This window comes from Hoeflea sp. 108, assembly GCF_000372965.1.
Taxonomy (GTDB): domain Bacteria; phylum Pseudomonadota; class Alphaproteobacteria; order Rhizobiales; family Rhizobiaceae; genus Aminobacter.
In genome coordinates, this window is the sequence record NZ_KB890024.1 from 2,163,113 (window position 1) to 2,184,568 (window position 21,456).

Consider the following 21,456-nt stretch of genomic DNA (forward strand, 5'->3'; position numbering starts at 1 on the left):
GCCATTTGGAAACCATGGCGCTGCAAGCGCGCAACAGTTGTGACGATTCAGCAACAGTTTTCAGGCAAGCTTTCGTCTAAGGAACATGACGGGGACATTGCCAATTTCCCGCCATAAACCCGGCGCACCCCGGATAGGTCTTCGGACCGCGCTCGGAACATGGCGTGAGATTGGTAAACAGGGCCGCTTCGCGCGGCAGGGACAGAATGGACGCCAAGGCGATCTTCAAGGCCAAGCAGCAGCGCCGTCGCATGACGGCCGCTCAGGCGTTTTCGTCTTTGCCGGCGAGGTTTCCAGGCGCGTCCGAAAGCAACCCGACAATGCTTGGCGCCGACGCATTCTCTGCCGCGACTTCCGTCGATCATAATTGCTTGCGCGAAGGTCTTGAAGGCAAGCTTGGCCGTACTTTGGCCGAAAACGCCAGCCATGTTCGTTTGCATGACGCTGAAGACATCATGCGCCGGGCCGAAGAAATCGGCATGGCGCAGTCCGAAGCGGAATTTGCGGAGAGGGCGAAAGACTGTACGCCGCGTTCGACCGAACGGTCGGCCGCGAACCGGAAATGTGCCCGGGCAGTCGGGGTGCGCCATGGCGCGGCACCCCGTCAGGTCGGGCGGAAGAAACGAACTGCCATGCGGGTTTCCGAGTTTGTGAGAGCATCTGCGTTTTCGGCGCTTGTGGCGGCCGCCCTGCTCGGTGCGGCCGGACAGGCGCTTGCCTTCGACGACAAGGTGTTCGACGACAAGACCGGCGTAAAGCCGCAGTCGAACCCTTGGGCGGTGTTCCAGTTCGGCTTCTCCGCCTACAAGAACGGCCACAAGGACCAGGCTGTCGAAGCCTATCGTTATGCCGCCGAAAACGGCCAGATCGGCGCCACCTGGAAGCTTGCCCGCATGTATGCGGAAGGCGACGGCGTCACCCGCAACGACTATGAAGCCTTCAAGTTCTTCTCGGAGATCGCCGAGCAGGACGTCGAGCCCGGCTCGCCTGAGGAAAGCTATGTGTCCGACGCGCTGGTGGCGCTGGGCGGCTATTTGAAGGCCGGCATTCCGGGCAGCCCGGTCTCGCCCAATTCGATCGCCGCGCAGGAATATTACATGCGCGCCGCCGCCAACTACCGTAACCCGGATGCCCAGTTCGAGATGGGCAAGATGTTCCTCAAGGGCGATGGCGGCGTAAAGGCCAGTGTCACCCAGGCAGGCCGCTGGCTGCAGTTGGCCGCCGAGAAGGGCCATGCCGGTGCGCAGGCGACGCTTGGCAACCTGCTGTTCCAGAGCGGCAAGGTCGTGCGCGGCCTGGCCATGATGACGGCGGCTCTTGAGCGCGCCACCCCGTCCGATCAGCCCTGGATTCGCGGCATGCAGGAAGAGGCATTTGCGCTTGCCGACGAATCCGACCGCCGCACCGCCATTTCGCTTGCGCAGGATATCCTGACCAAGGGCAACGAGTAGCTTGCCTTTCCGGCGAGGTTAAGATCGTCTCACATCACGACTGGGTGGGCTTCCACAGGTCGATCGATGGGGCGGGTGAAGATTGGCGACATAGTAGAAATTGGAACGCCTCAGGGAATGGCCTATGCCGTTCTTACCCATAAGCATGCTCAATATGGCGCGCTCATTCGGGTTCTGGGGAAAATTCATGAAGATCGCCCCAAAGATGCCTCCGAGATTTTGGCGCATGACGTCCAGTTCTCGTGTTTCTTTCCACTTGGCGCTGCTGTTGCCAGAAAGATCGTATCAGTCGTTGGGACAGTGCCGTTGCCAGCCGAGCTCGCAACTTTCCCTGCCTTTCGTACGGGCGTTGTTGATCCGGCAACGGGCAAGGTTCGGGTATGGTGGTTCTGGGACGGAACGATCGAATGGGCGGTCGGCGAGATCACCACAGAGCAACGTCAGATGCCAACCCGCGGCGTCTGGAACGATGCACTTCTGGTCGAACGGCTGTTGGCAGGTTGGACTGCCGAATCCGACCCGACATAAATGGCCTCAAGTCGGTCGGCACCCATCTCGCCTAGGCATCTAGAGTCAGGCGACGCCTCACGCCGCCTGAAGGGTGAGGTCTATCGCCACCGGCACGTGGTCCGACGGCTTTTCCCAGGCGCGCACGTGCTTTTCGATCGAGGCCGAGGTGAACCGGCTTGCTGCCTCGGGCGACAAGAGCAGATGGTCGATGCGGATGCCGTTGTTTTTCTGCCAGGCGCCGGCTTGGTAATCCCAGAAAGTGTAGACATCGGGCTGGTCGGTGACGGCGCGCACAGCTTCGGTGAAACCGAGATTCTCAAGCCGCCTGAACGCCCGGCGCGTTTCCGGCTGGTAAAGCGCATCGCCAAGCCACTGCTCGATGTTGCGGGCGTCCTTTGCTTCAGGGATGACGTTGTAGTCGCCGGCGAGCACCAGCGCTTCTTCCAGCACCAGCCGCTCGGCCGCCCAGCGCTCCAGCCGCGCCATCCACGACAGTTTGTAGGGGAATTTTTCGGTGCCGACGGGATTGCCATTGGGCAGGTAGAGCGAAACCACGCGCAGCGCGCCCTTGTCGGTCGAGAACACGCCTTCGATGAAGCGTGCCTGCTCGTCGGAGTCATCGCCGGGCAGGCCGCGATTGACCTCGTCAAAGCGCAGCTTGGACAGGATGGCGACGCCGTTGAAACCCTTCTGGCCGTGAGTTTCGACATTGTAGCCCAGCGCCTCGATCTCGAAACGCGGAAAGCCTTCGTCGACCGTCTTGATTTCCTGCAGGCAGACGATGTCCGGATCGCTTTCCTTCAGCCAATGCACCAGGTTTTCGATGCGGGCTCGGACGCCGTTAATGTTCCAGGTCACGATCTTCATGAAAATCACACTACAATTTCAAACAAATCTAGATAGTCGTCATGACTATTCCGAACGATCCTGCACCATCCCTCAGGAGAAGGGAACCGGTCCTCTTCGGCATTCTTCGGACCGGCTAGCAAAAGGGGAAAAAATGCCATGTCCAACAGTCCACTTCCTGTGGACGAGGTGCTACCTGCGCCTCGTCTAGCTGCGCTCGGCATCCAGCATGTCCTGGTCATGTATGCCGGTGCCATCGCCGTGCCGCTCATCGTCGGCCGGGCCCTCAAGCTCGATCCCGAGCAGGTGGCCTTCCTGATCTCCGCCGACCTGTTCGTCTGTGGCGTCGTCACCATCATCCAGTCCTTTGGCGCAACGCAATGGTTCGGCATCAAGCTCCCGGTTATGATGGGCGTCACCTTCGCGGCCGTCGGCCCGATGGTCGCCATGGCCAACGCCAACCAGGGGCTCGACGGCGCGCGCATGATCTTCGGTGCCATTATTGGCGCCGGCGTGGTTGCGATGCTGATCGCGCCGCTGGTCAGTCGAATGCTCAGGTTCTTTCCGCCAGTTGTCACCGGCACCATCATCGTTGTCATCGGCGCGTCGCTGATGCGCATCGGCATCAACTGGATCTTCGGCAATCCGGTCGGCCCGACCGCACCGCGCCTGATTGCGCCCGAACACGCCGAATGGCTGAAGGCCATGACCGACATGGCAGCGGCGACCGGTTCGACCATCCCCGTGATACCCCAGAAGCTGGCGTTGGCGGCAACCGTTCCCAACCCGGCCTATGCGCCGCTCACCAATGTTGGCATCTCGGCTGTCGTGCTTCTGTCCATCCTGGCGATCGCCAGGTTCGGCAAGGGCTTTATGTCCAATATCGCCGTGCTTCTCGGCATCGTCATCGGCGGCGTGCTCACCGCATCGCTCGGCATGATGAATTTCGACAAGGTCGCGTCCGCCGGATGGTTCGAGCTGATCACGCCGCTGCATTTCGGCATGCCGATATTCGATCCGATCCTGATCGTCACCATGGTGCTGGTCATGATCGTGGTGATGATCGAATCGACGGGCATGTTCCTGGCGCTCGGCGACATGACCGGTAAGAAGATCACCCAGCCGATGCTCTCGGCCGGCCTGCGGACAGATGGCCTGGGCACCATCATCGGCGGCCTGTTCAACACCTTCCCCTACACCAGCTTCTCGCAGAATGTCGGCCTGGTGGGCGTTACTGGCGTCAAGAGTCGCTTCGTCTGCGTCGCCGGCGGTGTAATCCTCATCATCCTCGGCCTCGTGCCCAAGATGGGCGCGCTGGTCGAGGCATTGCCGACCGTGGTGCTGGGTGGGGCGGGGCTCGTCATGTTCGGCATGGTCGCAGCGACCGGCATCCGCATTCTGTCCAATGTCGACTTCAAGACCAATCGCAACAACCTGTTTGTGGTGGCCGTGTCGATCGGCTTCGGCATGATCCCGCTCGTCGCCCCCGACTTCAAGATGTGGATGCCGCATGGCATCCATCCGTTGATCGAGTCCGGCATCCTGCTGGCGTCGATCTCCGCTGTCGTGCTCAACGCCTTCTTCAACGGCACCAAAGTCGACGAGGCCGAAATTCGCGAGGCTGCACTGGCGTCGGAAGCCTGACGCTGCTGCATGAAACAAATAGAGGGGCCCGCGTGGGGCCCCTTGCTTATCAGCCACCCAGCCGGTGGACGTAGAATTTGGTGTCCACGAACACGACCGGAAAACTCTCCGGCAGGTCGGCCCTGGCGACCTCGACGAAGCCATTCTTCTCATAGAAGCGATGGGCAGCGAGGAACCTGTCGGTGGTGCCGAGATAGACGGCGGTGATGCCGCGCTGGTTTGCGGTCGCAAGCAGGAGGCCGAGCAGCTGTGCTGCGACGCCATGCTCGCGGCCGCGCCATTCTGCGGCGACGAACATCTTGCGCAGCGCGGCCAGGCCGCCACCGATGTCGACCAGGCCAATCGTTCCGACGATCCTGCCATCGACCTCCGCCACCCAGAACTCACCCAGGCCACGCTGGTAGAATTCCGGGATGATCTTGAGGTCGGGTTGGTCGTCGATGGTGACGTCAAAGCCGAACTCGTCTCGCTGGATCGGCAGGATGACGTTCACGACATCGTCGAGGTCATCGGGCTCGAAACGACGGATCTGCATACTGCTTCCCTGCTGGTCGGAGGTGGCTAGGCGAACGGGCAACGGCGCATCTTGTCATGGATACATGCAGAGGTTGGCGCAGCCACGCAAGGCTACTTGCGTTCGACAAGGCCGATCGTGTTGCCGGCCGGGTCCTTCAGGAAGGCCATCCACTCACTCTCGCCGGGCGGGCCGAACTCGCCCTCGGTGTCGCGGTGCACGAGCGTCGGCGCAGTGGTGAAGGCAACGCCACGCTCGGATGCCTGTTCGTGGAATGTGTCGAGATCGTCGATGTCGAGATAGACGGTGCCCTGCGGCACGCCGCCGGTGAAGAACAGCCTGATGCCGCCGACGATGATGAAGGCTATGCCGGGGGGATCGTAGCGCGCATGCACCGGCAGCCCGAACACGTCGCGCCAGAAGGCGAGCGTCGTGTCGATGTCCCGGCCGGCCGAGAGCGCAACCTGCCTGAGCGCTTTTGGACGCCGCATCAATCGAGTCCCTCGGTATGCTGCTCACTGGTCGCGAGAATATGCGCGATGCCCTCGGTTAGATGACCTGCCTGCCGACGCGGTGTCTGCTCGTCGATGTAGTCGCATGCGTCATAGTATCCATGCATCCAATCCGTGACGCCAAAAAGAGCTTCTGTCGGAGCCAACATGCGGCAGACGAGAAACGGCTGCTGTTCGCTGTCGAGATACGCCCGAATACTGCGCAAGAAGACGAGGCGAGCTTTCGCCTCTGCTACCTTGGATTTGAGAGTGAAGTCTGGAAATTTTCGTACGACGAGCGCCCGCAATCGCTCGCTGGCCCACGCAACGTCATAGGCGTTGCGTCGATTGGAACGGACCAACAGCAGATAGTCGAGGTCGTCAGCATAGATGGCCGAGGCGACGTGGGTATTTGCCCAGGCAATGATGTCCGAATCGGAAATCGCCTCGATTTCGCGAGCCACCAGGACGGTTAAGAGGTCTTCGCTTCCATCGAAGACCTCTTTCATCTCAGATGGAGAAGCTGGTGCCGCAGCCGCAGCCGGCGACCGCGTTGGGATTTTTGATCTGGAACGACTGGCCCATCAGGTCGTCGACGAAATCGACCACCGAGCCGCCCATGTAGACCAGCGACAGGTCGTCGACGAGAAGCGTGGCACCGTCGCGCTCGATGGCGACGTCGTCGTCATTGCGGGCGTCGACCAGATCGAATTTGTAGGAAAAGCCGGAGCAACCACCGCCTTCGACCGAAATACGCAAGGCGATCTTGCCCGGATCGCCGGCGACGATCTTGGCTATGCGCTTCGCAGCGGCATCGGTCATTTCGACCTTCATGGCAGTCTTGGCATCAGCGCCCATCGGCGTCACCTTGCTTTCGGTTTCTTATGATAGGTATGAAGCGACCTGTAGCAAGTCAACAGGTGGGAGCATGGCAGGCGAGCGGCAACTTGGCGACATTGGCTTCGGCTACCGGCCGCGCGCGGCCTATGCCTGCGATCCCCAGCGGTCGCGCGGTCGCCTGTTCGACGAGATCGAGAGCCCGACGCGCACGCCGTTCCAGCGCGACCGCGACCGCATCATTCATTCGACCGCCTTCCGCCGCCTCAAGCACAAGACCCAGGTGTTCGTGGCGCATGAGGGCGATCATTTCCGCACGCGGCTGACCCACACCATCGAGGTGGCGCAAATCGCCCGTGCATTGGCGCGCGCCCTGCGCTGCGACGAGGATCTGGCCGAGGCTATCGCGCTCGTCCACGATTTCGGCCACACGCCCTTCGGCCACACCGGAGAGGACGCGCTCAACGAGAAGATGGAGCCCTGGGGCGGCTTCGACCACAATGCCCAATCGCTGCGCGTTGTGACCAAGCTCGAGCGTCGCTATGCCGAGTTCGACGGCCTCAACCTGACCTGGGAGACACTGGAAGGTCTGGTCAAGCACAACGGCCCGCTGACCGATGCTGCCGGCAACGGGTTGAAGGGGCCGGTGCCGCAGGCGATCCGCGACTATTCCGAGCTGCACGATCTCGAGCTCAACCGTTTCGCCAGCCTGGAGGCGCAGTGCGCGGCGATTGCCGACGACATCGCCTACAACACCCATGACATCGACGATGGCCTGCGCGCCGGGTTGCTGACGCTCGACATGCTGGACGAAGTCGCGCTGCCGGCCGAAATTCTGCGCGGCGTGCGCGAGCGCTACCCGGCGCTCGATCCGGTACGAACAGGGCATGAGCTGATGCGCCGCCAGATCACCATCTTCGTCGAGGACGTGATCGCTGCTGCCGCCGCACGGCTCGCCAGCCATAATCCTGACAGCGCCGACGCGGTGAGGGCGGCCGGCGAGGCAATGGTGACATTCTCGGCCGAGATGACGGCGATGGAGAAGGAGCTCAAGGCTTTCCTCTATCGCAACATGTACCGGCATTCCGAAGTCATGCGGGTGCGTGCCAACGCCGACCGCATCGTGCGGGAGCTGTTCGACGCCTATTTCGCCGACCCGCGTGCCATGCCCGAGGGCTGGCGCGAAGGGCTCGACAGGGCGGAGGACCGCATCAAGGCACGCCATGTCGCCGACTTCCTGGCGGGCATGACCGACACCTATGCGGTCAAGGAGCACCGACGCTTGTTTGACCATACGCCCGATTTGGTTTAGGCCGGGCTCAATTTCCGGCATTTTTGCCGGCCGACACGCAATGCCACCCAGAGCCAAGCAGATGAACATTTTCGCCGATTTCAACGAGCGGATCACCAAGGCCGTCGAAGCGCTTGATTTGACTCCCAAAGATGGTGGGGTGCTCGACCTGACACGCATTGCTGTGGAGCCGCCGCGAGACGCCACCCATGGCGACCTGGCGACGAACGCTGCGATGGTGCTGGCAAAGCCGACGGGCCAGAACCCGCGTGCGTTGGCCGAGAGGTTGGTGGCTGAGCTCGCCAAGGACGCCGATGTCGTCACGGCCGAAGTGGCCGGGCCCGGCTTCGTCAATCTCCGGCTCAAGGACGCATTCTGGCACAAGCATCTGGCTGGCCTGCTTGATCGCGGTGCCGATTACGGCCGCTCGGGCTTCGGCAAGAAGAAGCGCGTCAACGTCGAATATGTCTCGGCCAATCCGACCGGGCCGATGCATGTCGGCCATTGCCGGGGCGCTGTGGTGGGCGATGCGCTCGCCAACATCCTCGGTTTCGCCGGTTATGACGTGACCAAGGAATATTACATCAACGACGCCGGAGTGCAGATCGACGTGCTCGGCCGTTCGGTGATGCTGAGATATCGCGAGGCGCTGGGCGATGCGATCGGTGAGATCCCGGCCGGGCTCTACCCGGGCGATTATCTCGTGCCGGTTGGCCAGGCTCTGGCCAAGGAATTCGGCCGCGACCTGCTGGAGAAGCCCGAGGACGAAGCGCTGGCGATCGTCAAGGAGCGCACCATCGCGGCGATGATGGAGATGATCCGCGAAGATCTGGCGCTGCTCAACGTCCGCCACGAGGTGTTCTTCTCCGAGCGCACGCTGCATGCTGACAACGCCAAGGCGATCCGTTCGGCGATCAGCGACCTGACGCTCAAGGGCCACATCTACAAGGGCAAGCTGCCGCCGCCCAAAGGCGAGAAGCCTGAAGATTGGGAAGACCGCGAGCAGACCCTGTTCCGCTCGACCGAGGTCGGCGACGACATGGATCGGCCGCTGGTCAAGTCCGACGGCGCCTTCACCTATTTCGCCGCCGACGTCGCCTATCTCAAGGACAAGGTCGACCGCGGCTTCGAGGAGCTGGTGTTCGTGCTGGGCGCGGACCATGGCGGCTACGTCAAGCGCATGGAGGCGCTGGCGCGTGCGGTCACCGACGGTGCGGTCAAGCTCGACGTCTTGCTGTGCCAGTTGGTCAAGCTGTTCCGCGACGGCGAGCCGGTGCGCATGTCGAAGCGGGCAGGGGAGTTCATCACCCTGCGCGAGGTGGTCGAGGAAGTCGGCCGCGATGCCATCCGCTTCATGATGCTCTACCGCAAGAGCGACGCGCCGCTGGACTTCGACTTCGCCAAGGTCACCGAGCAGTCCAAGGACAATCCGGTGTTCTATGTGCAGTATGCCTCGGCACGCTGCCATTCGGTGTTCCGTCAGGCCAAGGAGCAATTGGGCGATGTCGGCTTCGAGCGTGCCAAGCTCGTTGCTGCCGTCGAACGCCTGACCGACGAAGGCGAGATCGCACTTGTCAAGAAACTCGCCGAGTATCCGCGCCTGATCGAGTCAGCCGCGCAGTCGATGGAGCCGCACAGGCTGGCTTTCTATCTGTATGATCTCGCAAGTACCTTCCACGGACATTGGAATAGGGGCACTGACAACCCTGACTTACGGTTTGTTAAGGTTAACGATCCAGAATTGACCTATGCCAGACTCGGGCTGGTGCAGGCTGTTTCGGACGTTTTGACGTCAGGCCTGGCGTTGATCGGAGCGGATGCGCCGACCGAAATGCGCTAGGTTTCAAGGGATTTCCTGTCACCTTTTGCCCACATTGCGCTGGTAAGGGCCAACCTTACGCGACGTTCATGACGTCCGAAAAAAGTGCGAGAGTTCGGGAAAAAGAATGGCAGACAGAACCCAGCTGAAGATCGCAGATAAGAACGATTTCGCCGACGAAGATCCGTTCGCCGAGCTGACGAGGATTATGGGTTTCGACCCGCGTCAGCCCGTGGTGCGTCAGGACGTCGGCGGGCCCGCCGGCCGCGCTGAGCCGGCTATGGACGATTTCGGCATCGACCTGGAAAAGGAACTGCTGGGCGATCTCGCCGGCGAGGATCTGACGGCGGTGCCTGAGCCTGCCGTGCCCTACGCGGAGCCCGCTGCGCAGGCTTCCTACATGTCGGTCGATGCGCCCGTAGCCTATGCGCCCGTGGAGACCTCGGTGTCCTACGCGCGCTCGCAGGAGCCGTCCTTCGATGCCGGCGCGTTCGACGACGCCGTGGCCGATTCCTTCGAGCAGGGCCTCGCGCTCGAAAACGAGCTGATCGCCGAGCCGGTCTACGAGGCTGCGCCCGAAGCAAGCTATGTGCAGCAGCCGACAGTTTCGTCCGACGCCGACCAGGCGTTCGACGACGCCCTGGATGCCTCTTTCGAGCAGCATTTCAGCCTCGAGAACGAGCTGCTGCCAGTTGACGAGACCGTCGGGCAGGCAGCGAGCCACGTGGCCTACGAAGCTGAAGCGCCGATGGCCTTCGAGGCCCCGCTGGCACCGGTCGCCTACGAAGCGCCTGTGGCGAATGAAGTGCAAGATGTCGACGCTGATTTCGATGTCGCGCTTGCCGATGTTGATATGGATTTCGCCGCTCACGACGATGCTGCGGAAGCAACTTACGCCGAGCCCGAATTGGTTGCTGACGACCAACTGACGCTGGGCGACTATCAGCCGTCAGAGCCTGAAGCTGCGTTTGCCCATCACGAGCCGGTCGAAGCGGTAGCCTTTGCTCCGGTCGCTCACGCGCAGGACTATGACGAGTTCGAGCGCAGCCTTCAGAACGCGCTGAGCGACGACGAGCCGGCTTTCGAGGCCGAACCCGTCCTTACCTATGTGCCGGCCGCTGCCTATGAGCCGGAAGCTAAGCCCGTGGCTGAAGCACCGGTAGCTGCTTCAGAAGACAACAGCCTTGAAGACGAGCTCAATGCCCTGCTGGGCGTCATGAGCAGTCAGGCAAAGGCGCTGTCCGAGCCGGTTGCGGCGCCGGCGCCTGTCGCTGCCCAGCCTGCGACGTCCTATGCGTCGTGGGTAGCCCCGCAGCCGCGCGAGACACCTTATCAGCCCTACGTGCCTGCCCAGTCCTATGCGCCAGCGCGGGAGGTTGCCCCGGCACCAGTCGAGGCTAGCTACGCTGCGCCTAGCTACGACCATCAGGCCGATGACGACGTCAGCTTCGACGACGATGCATTCGACATGGCCTTCGAGCGCAGCGCAGCAGACGAGCCGGCAGCCGTTGCGGCCGCACCGGTGCAGCCTGCTGCGGATCGTCCGCTGGCGGCATCGCGTTATGAGCAGGCCCGCAGCTGGGGATTGACCACGCCGCTCGCTCCGCGCGCAGCAACTGCCGAGATTCAGCCGATCCAGAAGCCCGACGCCTATATATCGGCCGCTCCGACCTATGAGCCGGTTGCTCCTGCCTATGAGCCAGCTGCCGCGACCTATGAGCCCGTCGCCGAGACCTACGTGTCGCACGCCGAGCCTGTGGTCGAGCTCTCCGAGCCCGAGCCTGTCGTCGATGTTGCCGACGATCTCGAGGCCGAGCTGTTTGCAGCCGTATCGTCCTATGATGACGCTCCCGATATCGAAACTGTCGACGTGCCGGAAAAGGCTGTTGCGCTTGCCGACGACCTCGACATCCCCGAGTTGTCGTTTGAGGACGACACGCCGCCGGCGCCCGTCTTCGACGATCTCGATGGCGAGTTCTCGAACCTGATGAACGAGATGAACGCTGGCGACACAGCTTCGCAGGCGACGCCTTCGAACTATCAGACCAACCCCTATGCCACCGGCTTCGATCGCAAGACGCTGCGCGATGGCGATGTGGCGTCCCATCCGATCGACATGCCGGCTGCAGCCGCGGTCGCCGGTGTCGCCGCAGGCGCTGCTGCCACCTATGCCGGCCGTGGCGCACAGGGTTCTGACCGAAATGCCGGCTTCGACTTTGGGTCGCCGCAGCAGCCGCGCCATCAGGCACAGGCCGACGAGTTCGCCTATGATCCTGATTTCGATGAGGCCATGGAAGCGTCCGACCTTGCGGGCATGCCGGCCGAGAAGCGTCCTGCCCGTCGCGGCATGATGATCGCCGCTGCCGTTGGCGCCGTCGCCATCCTCGGAGGCATCGGCGCCTGGGCGCTGTCTTTCGGCGGCGTCGAGGGCGCTGGCGCTCCGGTGCTGGTCAAGGCCGACGAGAGCCCGATCAAGGTCAAGCCGGAAAACCCCGGTGGCGCTGTGGTGCCGAACCAGGACAGCAAGGTCTACGACCGCGTCGCTGGCGACCGCAACGGTGCGCCGGAACAGCAGAAGCTGGTGACCAATTCGGAAGAGCCGATCGACGTCACCGCCCAGGACGCCGAAACCGCCAGCAACATGCCGCTGGATGCCGAAGATGTTGCCGATGCGCCGGCGACGGCAAAGTCGGAAGAGCGCGTCCAGCCGGCTGACCAGCCGGACGCGAACACCGAAACCGCAGCTGTCGCTCCGCGCAAGGTCCGCACCATGGTGGTGAAGCCTGACGGCACGCTGGTGGCGCGCGAAGAGCCGGCACCTGCACCGGTGGTGGCTGCCACCGAACCGGCCGATCCCGCCCCGCAGCGTGTTGCCGAGCCTTCGGCTGAGGCAACCGGCACCGTTCCGGCTGCCGCCAAGCCGGCGCTTGCGCCTGTCGCTGCAGCCAAGCCTGTACAGTCGGCCAACACCCCGGCCAGCGCGCCGATCGCCCCGCAGCGCCCGTCCGAACAACCGGTCAACGTTGTCGGCGAGGTCAAGCCCGACCAGGTTGCGGCTCTCGCTCCGGCCGCAACGACCGCAGCGGCATCCGGCGCCTGGGCGATGCAGATCGCTTCGCAGCCGAGCGAAGACGCAGCCAAGTCGACCTACGCCGATCTGGTGAAGCGTTACGGTAGCGTGCTCAACGGCCACCAGGCCAGCATCGTCAAGGCCGAGATCGCGGGCAAGGGCACCTTCTGGCGCGTCCGCGTCCCGGCAGGCAGCCGCAACGACGCGGTCGCCCTGTGCGAAAGCTACAAGGCAGCCGGCGGCAACTGCTTCGTCTCGAAGTAAGGCCTGAGCAAACCAGCGAATTGGACGGCGCAGCCTGGCTGCGCCGTTTTCGTTTTGGCGCCAGGCGCGCCGCGCCGGACGCAAATCACGATACGGCTGCGGCCGATTCTATCCGACCAAGAAAGGCGCTAAGCTGCCGTCATGACCGAATCAAAATCCATAATCCTCGGCTGCGCCGGCCTGTCGCTCACACCGGATGAGATTGCGTTCTATCGCAATGAACGGCCCTGGGGCTTCATCCTCTTCGCCCGCAACGTCAGGGAAGGCGAGCAGATCCGCGATCTGGTGGCTGAGATGCGCGACAGTGTTGGCCGGCCCGACGCGCCTGTGTTCATCGACCAGGAGGGCGGCCGGGTGCAGCGACTGCGTCCGCCGCTGGCGCCGAACTATCCGGCCGGTGGCGCACTCGGCGCGCTTTATCAGAGCGACAGCGAGGCGGGGCTGCGGGCTGCCTGGCTGCATGCGCGCCTCCATGCCTTCGACCTTGCTCGCTACGGCATCACTGCCGACTGCCTGCCTGTGCTCGACGTGCCGGTGGAGGGCGCGAGCGACGTGATCGGCGCGCGCGCCTACGGACGCGATCCGGCGACGGTGGCCGCCCTCGGGCTTGCTGCTGCCGAAGGGCTTCTGGCCGGCGGTGTCCTGCCTGTCATGAAGCACATTCCAGGCCATGGCCGGGCGACTGCCGACACGCATTTCGAGCTGCCGCGCGTCGACACGCCGCTCGATGAGCTGCGTGCCCATGATTTCGCGCCCTTCAAGGCGCTCAATCATCTGCCGATCGCGATGACCGCGCATGTCATCTTCGACGCCGTCGATCCCGAGGCGCCGGCCACCACCTCACGCAAGGTGATCGAGGAGATCGTGCGCGGCGAAATCGGCTTCGACGGCCTGCTGGTCAGCGACGACACGTCGATGAAGGCACTTTCTGGGGATTTCCCGTCAAAATCGGCGGCAATCCTTGCGGCAGGCGTCGATATTGTCCTTCACTGCAACGGGGTGATGGAAGAGATGCAAGGCATCGCTTCACGTGCAATTCCGCTCATGGGCAAGCCGCTCGAACGCGCGGAAAGGGCGCTCAAGGCGATCACGGCGGGCGATGGCCACGACGAGGCATCGATCAGGGCAGAATTCGGTCATTATTTCGAGGCAGTTGCATAGCCTCTCAAGGAGAAGGCACGGATCTTGGCGGAAGCATTGGAAAGCAAGGCTGCAAAGCCCGCACCGATGGACCGCCTGTGGGCGGAGGCGCCTGACGACCGCACGTCGGACGATCCGGCGCTGGTTGTCGACGTTGCCGGCTTCGAAGGTCCGCTCGATCTGCTTTTGCACCTGGCACGCAGCCAACGCGTCGATCTCTCGCGCATTTCGATCCTCGCACTTGTCGAGCAGTACCTGTCCTTCGTCTCGCAGGCACGGGCGCTGAGGCTTGAACTTGCCGCCGATTATCTGGTGATGGCGGCGTGGCTCGCCTTCCTCAAGTCCAAGCTCCTCATCCCGAAGCAACCGGGTGAAGAGGGCGAGAGCGGTGAGGAAATGGCTGCCGTGCTGCAGTTCCGCCTGAAGCGCCTCGAAGCGATGCGCGATGCAGCCGCCCGGCTCGTCAACCGTAACCGGCTCGGTCGCGACGTCTTCCAGCGCGGCGCGCCGGAGATGGTCATCATCGACAAGCGCAACGAATATTCGGCGTCGCTCTATGACTTGCTGAGCGCCTATGCCGGCCAGCGGCAGCGTCAGGCCATCACCAACGTGCAGATCGCCAAACGTGGTGTGTGGTCGCTCAAGCAGGCGCGCGATATCCTGACGCGCCTGATCGGCCAGTTCGACGACTGGACCGCGCTCGACCATTTCCTGATCCGCTACACCACCCGTCCGGAGGAACGCCCGACGGCGATCGCCAGCTCCTTTGCCGCCAGCTTGGAGCTGGTGCGCGAGGGCCATATCGAGATCCGGCAGCATGAGCCGTTTGCGCCGATCTACCTGCGCGACCGTCATCATGCGGCCCGACAGACCGAAGGTGCGTCATGACCGAGGGCTCGAACGTTGTTCCGTTTGCCGTCGACAACGAGGACGGCGAAACCGTCGAACGCAATCCTGCGGCCCGGATGCATCTGGCAGAGGCCGTACGCATGGCCGAGGCGATCGTCTTTGCCAGCGCCCAGCCGGTGAGCGAGCGCCAGCTGGTGCAGCGCCTGCCTGAAGGCGTCGACGTGCCGGCGGCCATGGCCGAACTGCAGCGCATTTACGAGCGCCGCGGCGTCAACCTCGTTCGTGTCGCAGATTCCTGGGCCTTCCGCACGGCAGGCGATCTCGCCTTCCTGATGAGTCGCGACACGGTCCAGCAGAAGAAGTTGTCACGTGCGGCGCTCGAAGTTCTGTCGGTCATCGCCTATCATCAGCCGGTGACGCGCGCCGAGATCGAGGACATCAGGGGCGTCGAAACCTCCAAGGGCACACTCGACACGCTGATGGAGACAGAGTGGGTACGTATGCGCGGCCGCCGCAAGACGCCGGGCCGGCCCGTGACCTACGGCACGACCGACAAGTTCCTCGACCATTTCGGCCTCGAGGAAATCCGCGATCTGCCTGGCATCGACGAGCTCAAGGGGGCGGGGCTCCTGTCGTCACGCATGCCGCCCGGCTTCTCGGTGCCACTGCCGCCAGCCGACCCGGACCAGCTCACCGAGGACGAGGATCCGTTGACGGACATCGACCTCGAGGAGCTTGGCCTGTTGACACCTCGTGTCACAGATGATTGACCGGCGCCGGTGAGGAACCGGCCCCCGGAGGTTCATCTGTGACGACCGACAAAGCCCAGACAGCAGCTCGCGTGACGGCGGGCGTGACCTTTGCAGCGCGTCTGGCGTTCGAGAACATTCGCCATTCCTTCGCCAATGGCGCGGAAACCTTGCGTGACGTCAGCCTGGCCGCCGAGCCGGGCGAGGTACTGTGCCTGCTCGGCCCGTCCGGTTCCGGCAAGACGACCCTGTTGAGGATCGCCGCCGGCATCGAGGCGCAATCGTCGGGCAGGGTGCTGCTCAACGGCAAGGAGATCGCCGGTCCCCAGGTGTTCCTGCCGCCGGAGCAGCGCTCGATAGGCCTAGTTTTCCAGGATTTCGCGCTCTTCCCACATCTCACGATCCTCGACAATGTCCGTTTCGGACTGACCGCGCTGTCGCGCGACGAGAGCAGGAAAGAAGCGCTGATCGCGCTCGCCCGCGTCGGCCTCGAGCACTATGCCGACAACTATCCGCATGCGCTGTCGGGCGGCGAGCAGCAGCGCGTGGCGCTGGCCCGCGCGCTCGCGCCGCGGCCTGCGGTGCTGTTGATGGACGAACCTTTTTCCGGCCTCGATTCGCGCCTCAAGGATTCGGTGCGCGCCGAAACTCTGGCGATCCTGCGCGAAAGCCGCGCCACCGCGATTGTCGTTACCCACGACGCCGAAGAGGCGATGCGCATGGGCGACCGCATCGCGCTCTTGAAGGACGGCAAGCTGGTGCAGACGGGCAGGGCGGAGGATCTTTACCTCAGTCCGGCCAACCTGTTCGTCGCCGGCTTCTTCTCCGAGCTGAACGTCTTTTCTGCGCGCGTCAGAAATGGCGTTGCCGAAACGCCTGTCGGCAAGGTGGAAACCGAGATTGCCGATGGCGCCCAGGTCTCCGTGGCAGTCCGCCTCACCGGCATCGATGTCAGCGAGACAGAAGGCGAAATCCAGGCCCGCATCATCTCCCGGCGCTATCTCGGCGTGGTGGAGTTGCTGGAGCTAGCTGTTCCGGGCGCCGAGACACCGGTCAGGGCACGCACCCGCTGCGGCGCTTTGTCCGCAAAAGCTCGTGATATATGGCTGTCGCTTCGGAATGCCGATGTTCTAGTGTTTGAATCCGGAAGCGAAAGAGCCTAGATCATTCGCAGGGAAACAGTTCGAAAGAGAGTTCAATGGGATCCTTTTCAATCTGGCACTGGCTGATCGTTCTGGTCGTCGTGCTGCTTCTGTTCGGCCGGGGTAAGATCCCTGAGCTGATGGGCGATATGGCCAAGGGCATCAAGAGCTTCAAGAAAGGCATGTCGGACGACGATGCCGAAGACTCCAAGACTGTCGAGCATCGCTCCGACGAGACCGTGAACTCGACCAAGGAAAAGGCCAGCAAGAGCTGATGCCTGGCTCTTGCTAGCCGGATCGCACCGACATGTTTGAAATCGGCTGGACCGAAATGCTGGTGATTGCGATCGTCATGATCGTGGTCGTCGGCCCCAAGGATTTGCCGCGCATGCTGCGCACCATGGGCCGCATGACGGCCAAGGCGCGCTCCATGGCGAGCGATTTTCAGCGCCAGTTCAACGAGGCGCTCAAGGAAGCCGAGCTGGACGACGTCAAGAAGTCGGTCGACGAGCTCAGGGGCCTCAATCCCGTCAACGAAATCAAGCGGCAGCTCAATCCTTTCGAGCAGGCTGCCGCCGATGTGCGCGCCGGCATCGATTCGGCCATGAAGCCGACGCAGCCCGCGCCTCCGCCTCCTGCCGACGACGCGGTGCATGCGGCCGAGCCGTTGAAGAACGGCGCAACCGCAATGCCGGGCGTTGCCGGACCCGAGGCCATGCCGGCACCGCCTGTGTTCCCGGCGCCCGAAACACGCTCGACACCGGTCCCGGCAGCGGCGGCGCCTGCTGCGGCCGAGGCTGCCAAATCGACCAAGCCAAAGGCCCCGGCCAAGGCGAAGTCTGCTGCCAAGCCCGCCGCTGAAGCGAAGCCAGCAGCCAAGACCAAAACCGTCGCAGCGGTCGCCAAGTCGGCCCCGGCCCCCAAGGCTGCGGCTGCCAAGGCCGCGGCTGCAAAGGCCACTGTCGCCAAGGCACCGGCGGCAAAGGCCGCCGCCAAGAAGACGACCAAAGCAGGAAGAGCCTCGTGACAGCCGAAGACGACGAGATCGAAAAGTCATCGGCCCCGCTGATCGAGCACCTGATCGAGCTCAGGAGGCGCCTGATCTGGTCCATCGGCGGCTTCTTCGTCGCCTTCCTGGTCTGCTTCTTCTTTGCCAAGCACCTGTTCAACCTGCTCGTCATCCCGTTCAAATGGGCGACGAGATGGGCCGGGCTCGATGTGCACAAGGTCGAACTGATCTACACCGCGCCGCAGGAATTCTTCTTCACGCAGATCAAGCTCGCCATGTTCGGTGGCCTTGTCATCGCGTTCCCGCTGATCGCGATGCAGATCTACAAGTTCATCGCACCCGGTCTCTACAAGAACGAGCGCGCCGCCTTCCTGCCGTTCCTGATCGCCTCGCCGATCTTGTTCCTGATGGGCGCGTCGCTGGTCTATTTCTTCTTCACGCCGATGGTGATGTGGTTCTTCCTGGCCATGCAGCAGGCCGGCACCGACGACCAGGTGCAGATTTCGTTGCTGCCCAAGGTGTCGGAATATCTCAGCCTCATCATGACGCTGATCTTCTCCTTCGGTCTGGTGTTCCAGTTGCCGGTGGTTACGACGCTGATGGCGCGCGTCGGCATGGTCTCGTCGCAAGGACTGGCCGACAAGCGCAAATGGGCGATCGTGATCGCGTTCGTGGTGGCGGCCGTGCTGACGCCGCCCGATCCGGTCAGCCAGATCGGCCTTGCCCTTCCCACGATCCTTCTTTACGAGATTTCCATCTGGACCGCCCGGATGATCGAAAAGAAGCGCGAGCAAGACCGCGTGGCGAGCGAAACTGAAGACGCGGGCGACAACCCCGCCGAGCAGACGCAAGCAGCATCAACCTCGCTCGAAGGCACAGGCAGCGGCACGAACGCCACCTGACAGCCCGATCCGCCGTCGCGGTCGTTTCGACAAACTGCCGCGACCGGAACCTTTTAAATGCTTGATATCAAATGGATTCGTGAGAACCCTGAAGCTCTGATCGAAGCGCTGGTGAAGCGCAATCAGTCGGCGGATGCGGCACGATCGACGGTCGAGGACCTGGTCGCGAAGGACGAGGCGCGGCGCGCCCATGTGTCGAAGCTGCAGGAGGCGCAGGAGCGCCGCAATGCTGCGTCGAAAGAGATCGGAAACGCCATGCGCAATGGTGATTCCGCGCTTGCCGAAAAGCTGAAAGCCGAAGTTGCCGAGATCAAAGGCTTCATCCAGGATGGCGAGGGGCGAGAACGCGACCTCGACAAGGCTCTTGATGAAGCGCTGGCCGTGATCCCCAACATACCGCTCGAAGGTGTGCCGGTCGGCAAGGACGAAACCGACAATGTCGAGCTGCGCAAGGTCGGCACCGTGCAGCAGCGCCCGAATTGGGTAAAGGAGCATTTCGAGATCGGCGAGGCCCTTGGCCTGATGGATTTCGAGCGTGCGGCAAAACTGTCAGGCTCGCGTTTCACCGTGCTCAAGGGCCAGTTGGCGCGGCTTGAGCGTGCGCTCGGCCAGTTCATGCTCGACCTGCACACGTCAGAACACGGTTACACCGAGGTTCAGCCGCCGCTTCTGGTGCGCGACGAGGTGCTGTTCGGTACCAACCAGCTGCCGAAATTCGAGGAAGATCTGTTCTTCGTGCCGCATGGCGACAGCCGTCTCGGTCTGATCCCCACCGCCGAGGTGCCGCTGACCAATCTGGTGCGCGAGGAAATTCTGGGCAACGAACAGCTGCCGCTGCGCATGACGGCGTTGACGCCGTGCTTCCGTTCTGAGGCCGGATCGTCGGGCCGCGACACACGTGGCATGCTGCGCCAGCATCAGTTCTACAAGGTCGAGCTGGTTTCGATCGTCGATCCTGAAAGCGCGCTGGCCGAGCACGAGCGTATGACCGAATGCGCCGAAGAGGTGCTGAAGCGCCTCGGCCTGCCGTTCCGCACCGTGGTGCTGTGCACCGGGGACATGGGTTTTGGCGCCCGCAAGACCCATGACATCGAGGTTTGGCTGCCAGGCCAGAACACCTATCGCGAGATTTCGTCCTGCTCGGTCTGTGGCGATTTCCAGGCCCGCCGCATGGATGCGCGCTATCGCCCCAAGGAAGAGAAGGGCACGCGCTTCGTCCATACGCTCAACGGTTCCGGCGTCGCCGTCGGCCGCGCGCTGATTGCCGTCATGGAAAACTACCAGAACGAGGACGGCAGCGTAACCATTCCTGAAGTGCTGCGCCCTTACATGGGTGGCTTGGCCAAGATCGAAGCGAAGTGACATGCGCATTCTGCTGACCAACGACGACGGCATCCACGCCGAGGGGCTGGCTGTCCTGGAGCGCATCGCCAATCAGCTGTCTGATGACGTCTGGGTGGTGGCGCCAGAGACCGACCAGTCGGGTTACGCGCATTCGCTGTCGATTTCGGAACCGCTGCGGCTGCGCAAGATCAGCGACAAGCACTACGCAGTGAACGGCACGCCGACCGACTGCGTGATCATGGGCGCGCGCAAGATTCTGCCCGAGCCGCCGGACCTGATATTGTCCGGCATCAATTCGGGGCTGAACGTTGCCGACGACGTGACCTATTCGGGCACTGTCGCCGGTGCCATGGAAGGCGCGCTGATCGGCATCCGGTCGATCGCGCTCAGCCAAGCTTACATCTACCAGGACGACGAGCGCATCGTGCCCTATGAGACGGCCGAGGCGCTGGCGCCGGCACTGCTGCGCAAGCTGATCGCGACCGAGCTGCCGATCGGCGTCCTGCTCAACGTCAATTTCCCGAACTGCCCACCCGAAGAGGTGACCGGCCCCGTCGTCGCCAGCCAGGGCAAGTTGTCTTATGGCATCTGGGTCGAGGAGCGCCGCGACGGCCGCAGCCTGCCTTACTACTGGCTGCGCTTTGGCCGCGACGAGCCGGAGGTCAAGCCGGGCACGGACCTCCATGCCGTCCGCAACAAGCAGATTTCGGTGACGCCGCTCAAGCTCGACATGACGGCGCATGAGCTGCGCGATCAATTGGCCAAGGCAATCGCATGAACATGATGTCGGACGACCGTGAAGGCTTCGCCGCCTTTCTTCTTCGCCTGCGTGGGCGCGGTATCGTTCCGAAGAGCCTGATCGCCGCCTTCGAGGCGACGCCGCGCCGCGACTTCATCGATGGTCATTTCCAGCATCTCGCCTGGTCGGACCGCATGTTGCCTATCGAATGCGGCGAGGCGATCGAAGGCGCCGATCTCCAGGCGGCGGTGATCGCCGCGCTGAATGTCGATTCCGGCAACCGCGTGCTCGAGGTGGGGACCGGGTCCGGTTACACGGCGGCCGTTATGGCCCGGCTTGCCGCGCGGGTCGTCACCGTCGATCGTTTCAAGACTCTGACCGAGCAGGCGCGCCTGCGCTTCGAGACGCTCGGCATCGCCAACGCCTTCGTGCGCCAGGCCGATGCGTCGAACGGACTGCCGGGCGAGGGGCCGTTCGACCGAATCGTCGTCTGGGCAGCCTTCGACAGCCATCCTCGCGTCTTTGTCGACCAACTCGCCAGCGGCGGCACGATGATCGCCGCGATCGGCCCAGAAGAGGGCGAGCAGGTGCTGTGCAAGCTGACCAAGGTCGGCAGCCGCTTCGAGCGCGAAGATCTCGGTGCGGTGCGCATGCAGCCGCTGGCACGCGGCGTGGCCGCCGTCCTTTAGGCTATTCCGCAAGCTTTTCCCGACGTTGCTCGGTCCGCGTTGCCTGCGGCCGGCAGTGCTTTTGCACTCCCTAACGAAGCTGCTGATTTATTTGATCTCCTTAACCGGCCAGTAACATTAACGCGCTTTAATCATGGTCAGTTGGTATCGGGTAAA

At 63.1% G+C, this 21,456-nt stretch carries 21 protein-coding genes; 16 read left to right on the top strand and 5 right to left on the bottom strand.

Features of this window, described 5'->3' with window-relative positions; genetic code table 11:
- The first annotated feature begins 632 nt into the window (after nucleotides 1–632).
- Both B015_RS0110565 and B015_RS0110570 read left to right on the top strand, forming a co-directional pair.
- Nucleotides 633–1,451, top strand: coding sequence for a tetratricopeptide repeat protein (locus B015_RS0110565; RefSeq protein WP_026227131.1), 819 nt, complete (start codon nucleotides 633–635; stop codon nucleotides 1,449–1,451).
- A 117-nt stretch (nucleotides 1,452–1,568) separates the two neighbouring features.
- Complete coding sequence (locus B015_RS0110570; protein WP_157632711.1) at nucleotides 1,569–1,979, top strand: hypothetical protein; 411 nt, start codon at nucleotides 1,569–1,571, stop codon at nucleotides 1,977–1,979.
- Nucleotides 1,980–2,036: 57 nt separating this feature from the next.
- Here the strand turns inward: B015_RS0110570 and xth are convergent, their stop codons facing one another.
- On the bottom strand, nucleotides 2,037–2,828 hold the full coding sequence (gene xth, locus B015_RS0110575; RefSeq protein ID WP_018427662.1) for an exodeoxyribonuclease III: 792 nt from the start codon (nucleotides 2,826–2,828) through the stop codon (nucleotides 2,037–2,039).
- 138 nt (nucleotides 2,829–2,966) lie between these two features.
- Here xth and B015_RS0110580 point away from each other — a divergent pair, with 138 nt between their 5' ends.
- The gene (locus B015_RS0110580; protein ID WP_026227132.1) at nucleotides 2,967–4,451 is read left to right on the top strand and encodes a nucleobase:cation symporter-2 family protein; all 1,485 of its coding nucleotides are present in this window, start codon (nucleotides 2,967–2,969) and stop codon (nucleotides 4,449–4,451) included.
- A gap of 49 nt (nucleotides 4,452–4,500) precedes the next feature.
- On the opposite strand, the gene B015_RS0110585 is transcribed toward B015_RS0110580, so the two are convergent.
- The 4 genes from B015_RS0110585 to erpA all read right to left on the bottom strand — a co-directional run bounded on the left by B015_RS0110585 (nucleotide 4,501) and on the right by erpA (nucleotide 6,314).
- Complete coding sequence (locus B015_RS0110585; RefSeq protein ID WP_018427664.1) at nucleotides 4,501–4,986, bottom strand: GNAT family N-acetyltransferase; 486 nt, start codon at nucleotides 4,984–4,986, stop codon at nucleotides 4,501–4,503.
- A 92-nt stretch (nucleotides 4,987–5,078) separates the two neighbouring features.
- On the bottom strand, nucleotides 5,079–5,456 hold the full coding sequence (locus B015_RS0110590) for a VOC family protein (RefSeq protein WP_018427665.1): 378 nt from the start codon (nucleotides 5,454–5,456) through the stop codon (nucleotides 5,079–5,081).
- Nucleotides 5,456–5,965 carry a hypothetical protein gene (locus B015_RS0110595; RefSeq protein ID WP_018427666.1) on the bottom strand — a complete coding sequence of 170 codons (510 nt, stop codon included), beginning with the start codon at nucleotides 5,963–5,965 and terminating at the stop codon, nucleotides 5,456–5,458. The genes B015_RS0110590 and B015_RS0110595 overlap by 1 nt, the downstream gene beginning before the upstream one ends.
- A 1-nt stretch (nucleotide 5,966) precedes the next feature.
- Nucleotides 5,967–6,314, bottom strand: coding sequence for an iron-sulfur cluster insertion protein ErpA (gene erpA / locus B015_RS0110600; protein ID WP_018427667.1), 348 nt, complete (start codon nucleotides 6,312–6,314; stop codon nucleotides 5,967–5,969).
- 70 nt (nucleotides 6,315–6,384) lie between these two features.
- Between erpA and B015_RS0110605 the strand changes: the two genes are divergently transcribed.
- From B015_RS0110605 to B015_RS0110665, 13 genes are all read left to right on the top strand, one after another.
- The gene (locus B015_RS0110605) at nucleotides 6,385–7,605 is read left to right on the top strand and encodes a deoxyguanosinetriphosphate triphosphohydrolase (RefSeq protein ID WP_018427668.1); all 1,221 of its coding nucleotides are present in this window, start codon (nucleotides 6,385–6,387) and stop codon (nucleotides 7,603–7,605) included.
- Between the two features lie 61 nt (nucleotides 7,606–7,666).
- Entirely contained in the window at nucleotides 7,667–9,424 is a 1,758-nt protein-coding gene (gene argS / locus B015_RS0110610; RefSeq protein WP_018427669.1) for an arginine--tRNA ligase, read from the top strand.
- 106 nt (nucleotides 9,425–9,530) lie between these two features.
- Complete coding sequence (locus B015_RS0110615) at nucleotides 9,531–12,737, top strand: SPOR domain-containing protein (protein ID WP_018427670.1); 3,207 nt, start codon at nucleotides 9,531–9,533, stop codon at nucleotides 12,735–12,737.
- Nucleotides 12,738–12,878: 141 nt separating this feature from the next.
- Complete coding sequence (gene nagZ / locus B015_RS0110620; protein WP_018427671.1) at nucleotides 12,879–13,898, top strand: beta-N-acetylhexosaminidase; 1,020 nt, start codon at nucleotides 12,879–12,881, stop codon at nucleotides 13,896–13,898.
- Nucleotides 13,899–13,964: 66 nt separating this feature from the next.
- On the top strand, nucleotides 13,965–14,765 hold the full coding sequence (locus B015_RS0110625; RefSeq protein WP_018427672.1) for a ScpA family protein: 801 nt from the start codon (nucleotides 13,965–13,967) through the stop codon (nucleotides 14,763–14,765).
- Nucleotides 14,762–15,496 (top strand): SMC-Scp complex subunit ScpB, encoded by a 735-nt coding sequence (scpB, locus tag B015_RS0110630; RefSeq protein ID WP_018427673.1) that lies wholly within the window; start codon nucleotides 14,762–14,764, stop codon nucleotides 15,494–15,496. Before B015_RS0110625 ends, scpB begins: the two co-directional genes overlap by 4 nt.
- 38 nt (nucleotides 15,497–15,534) lie before the next feature.
- A complete protein-coding gene (locus B015_RS0110635; RefSeq protein WP_018427674.1) occupies nucleotides 15,535–16,638 on the top strand; it encodes an ABC transporter ATP-binding protein in 1,104 nt (367 codons plus the stop codon).
- Nucleotides 16,639–16,673: 35 nt separating this feature from the next.
- Entirely contained in the window at nucleotides 16,674–16,892 is a 219-nt protein-coding gene (locus tag B015_RS0110640) for a twin-arginine translocase TatA/TatE family subunit (RefSeq protein WP_018427675.1), read from the top strand.
- Between the two features lie 32 nt (nucleotides 16,893–16,924).
- Nucleotides 16,925–17,644, top strand: coding sequence for a Sec-independent protein translocase protein TatB (gene tatB / locus B015_RS0110645; protein WP_018427676.1), 720 nt, complete (start codon nucleotides 16,925–16,927; stop codon nucleotides 17,642–17,644).
- Nucleotides 17,641–18,528 (top strand): twin-arginine translocase subunit TatC, encoded by an 888-nt coding sequence (gene tatC, locus B015_RS30740; protein WP_018427677.1) that lies wholly within the window; start codon nucleotides 17,641–17,643, stop codon nucleotides 18,526–18,528. The genes tatB and tatC overlap by 4 nt, the downstream gene beginning before the upstream one ends.
- Nucleotides 18,529–18,585: 57 nt before the next feature.
- Entirely contained in the window at nucleotides 18,586–19,890 is a 1,305-nt protein-coding gene (gene serS / locus B015_RS0110655) for a serine--tRNA ligase (RefSeq protein WP_018427678.1), read from the top strand.
- A 1-nt stretch (nucleotide 19,891) separates the two neighbouring features.
- On the top strand, nucleotides 19,892–20,650 hold the full coding sequence (gene surE / locus B015_RS0110660) for a 5'/3'-nucleotidase SurE (protein WP_018427679.1): 759 nt from the start codon (nucleotides 19,892–19,894) through the stop codon (nucleotides 20,648–20,650).
- Nucleotides 20,647–21,300: a protein-L-isoaspartate(D-aspartate) O-methyltransferase gene (locus tag B015_RS0110665; protein ID WP_018427680.1), complete on the top strand. Its 654-nt coding sequence runs from the start codon at nucleotides 20,647–20,649 to the stop codon at nucleotides 21,298–21,300. The genes surE and B015_RS0110665 overlap by 4 nt, the downstream gene beginning before the upstream one ends.
- Nucleotides 21,301–21,456: the final 156 nt, after the last annotated feature.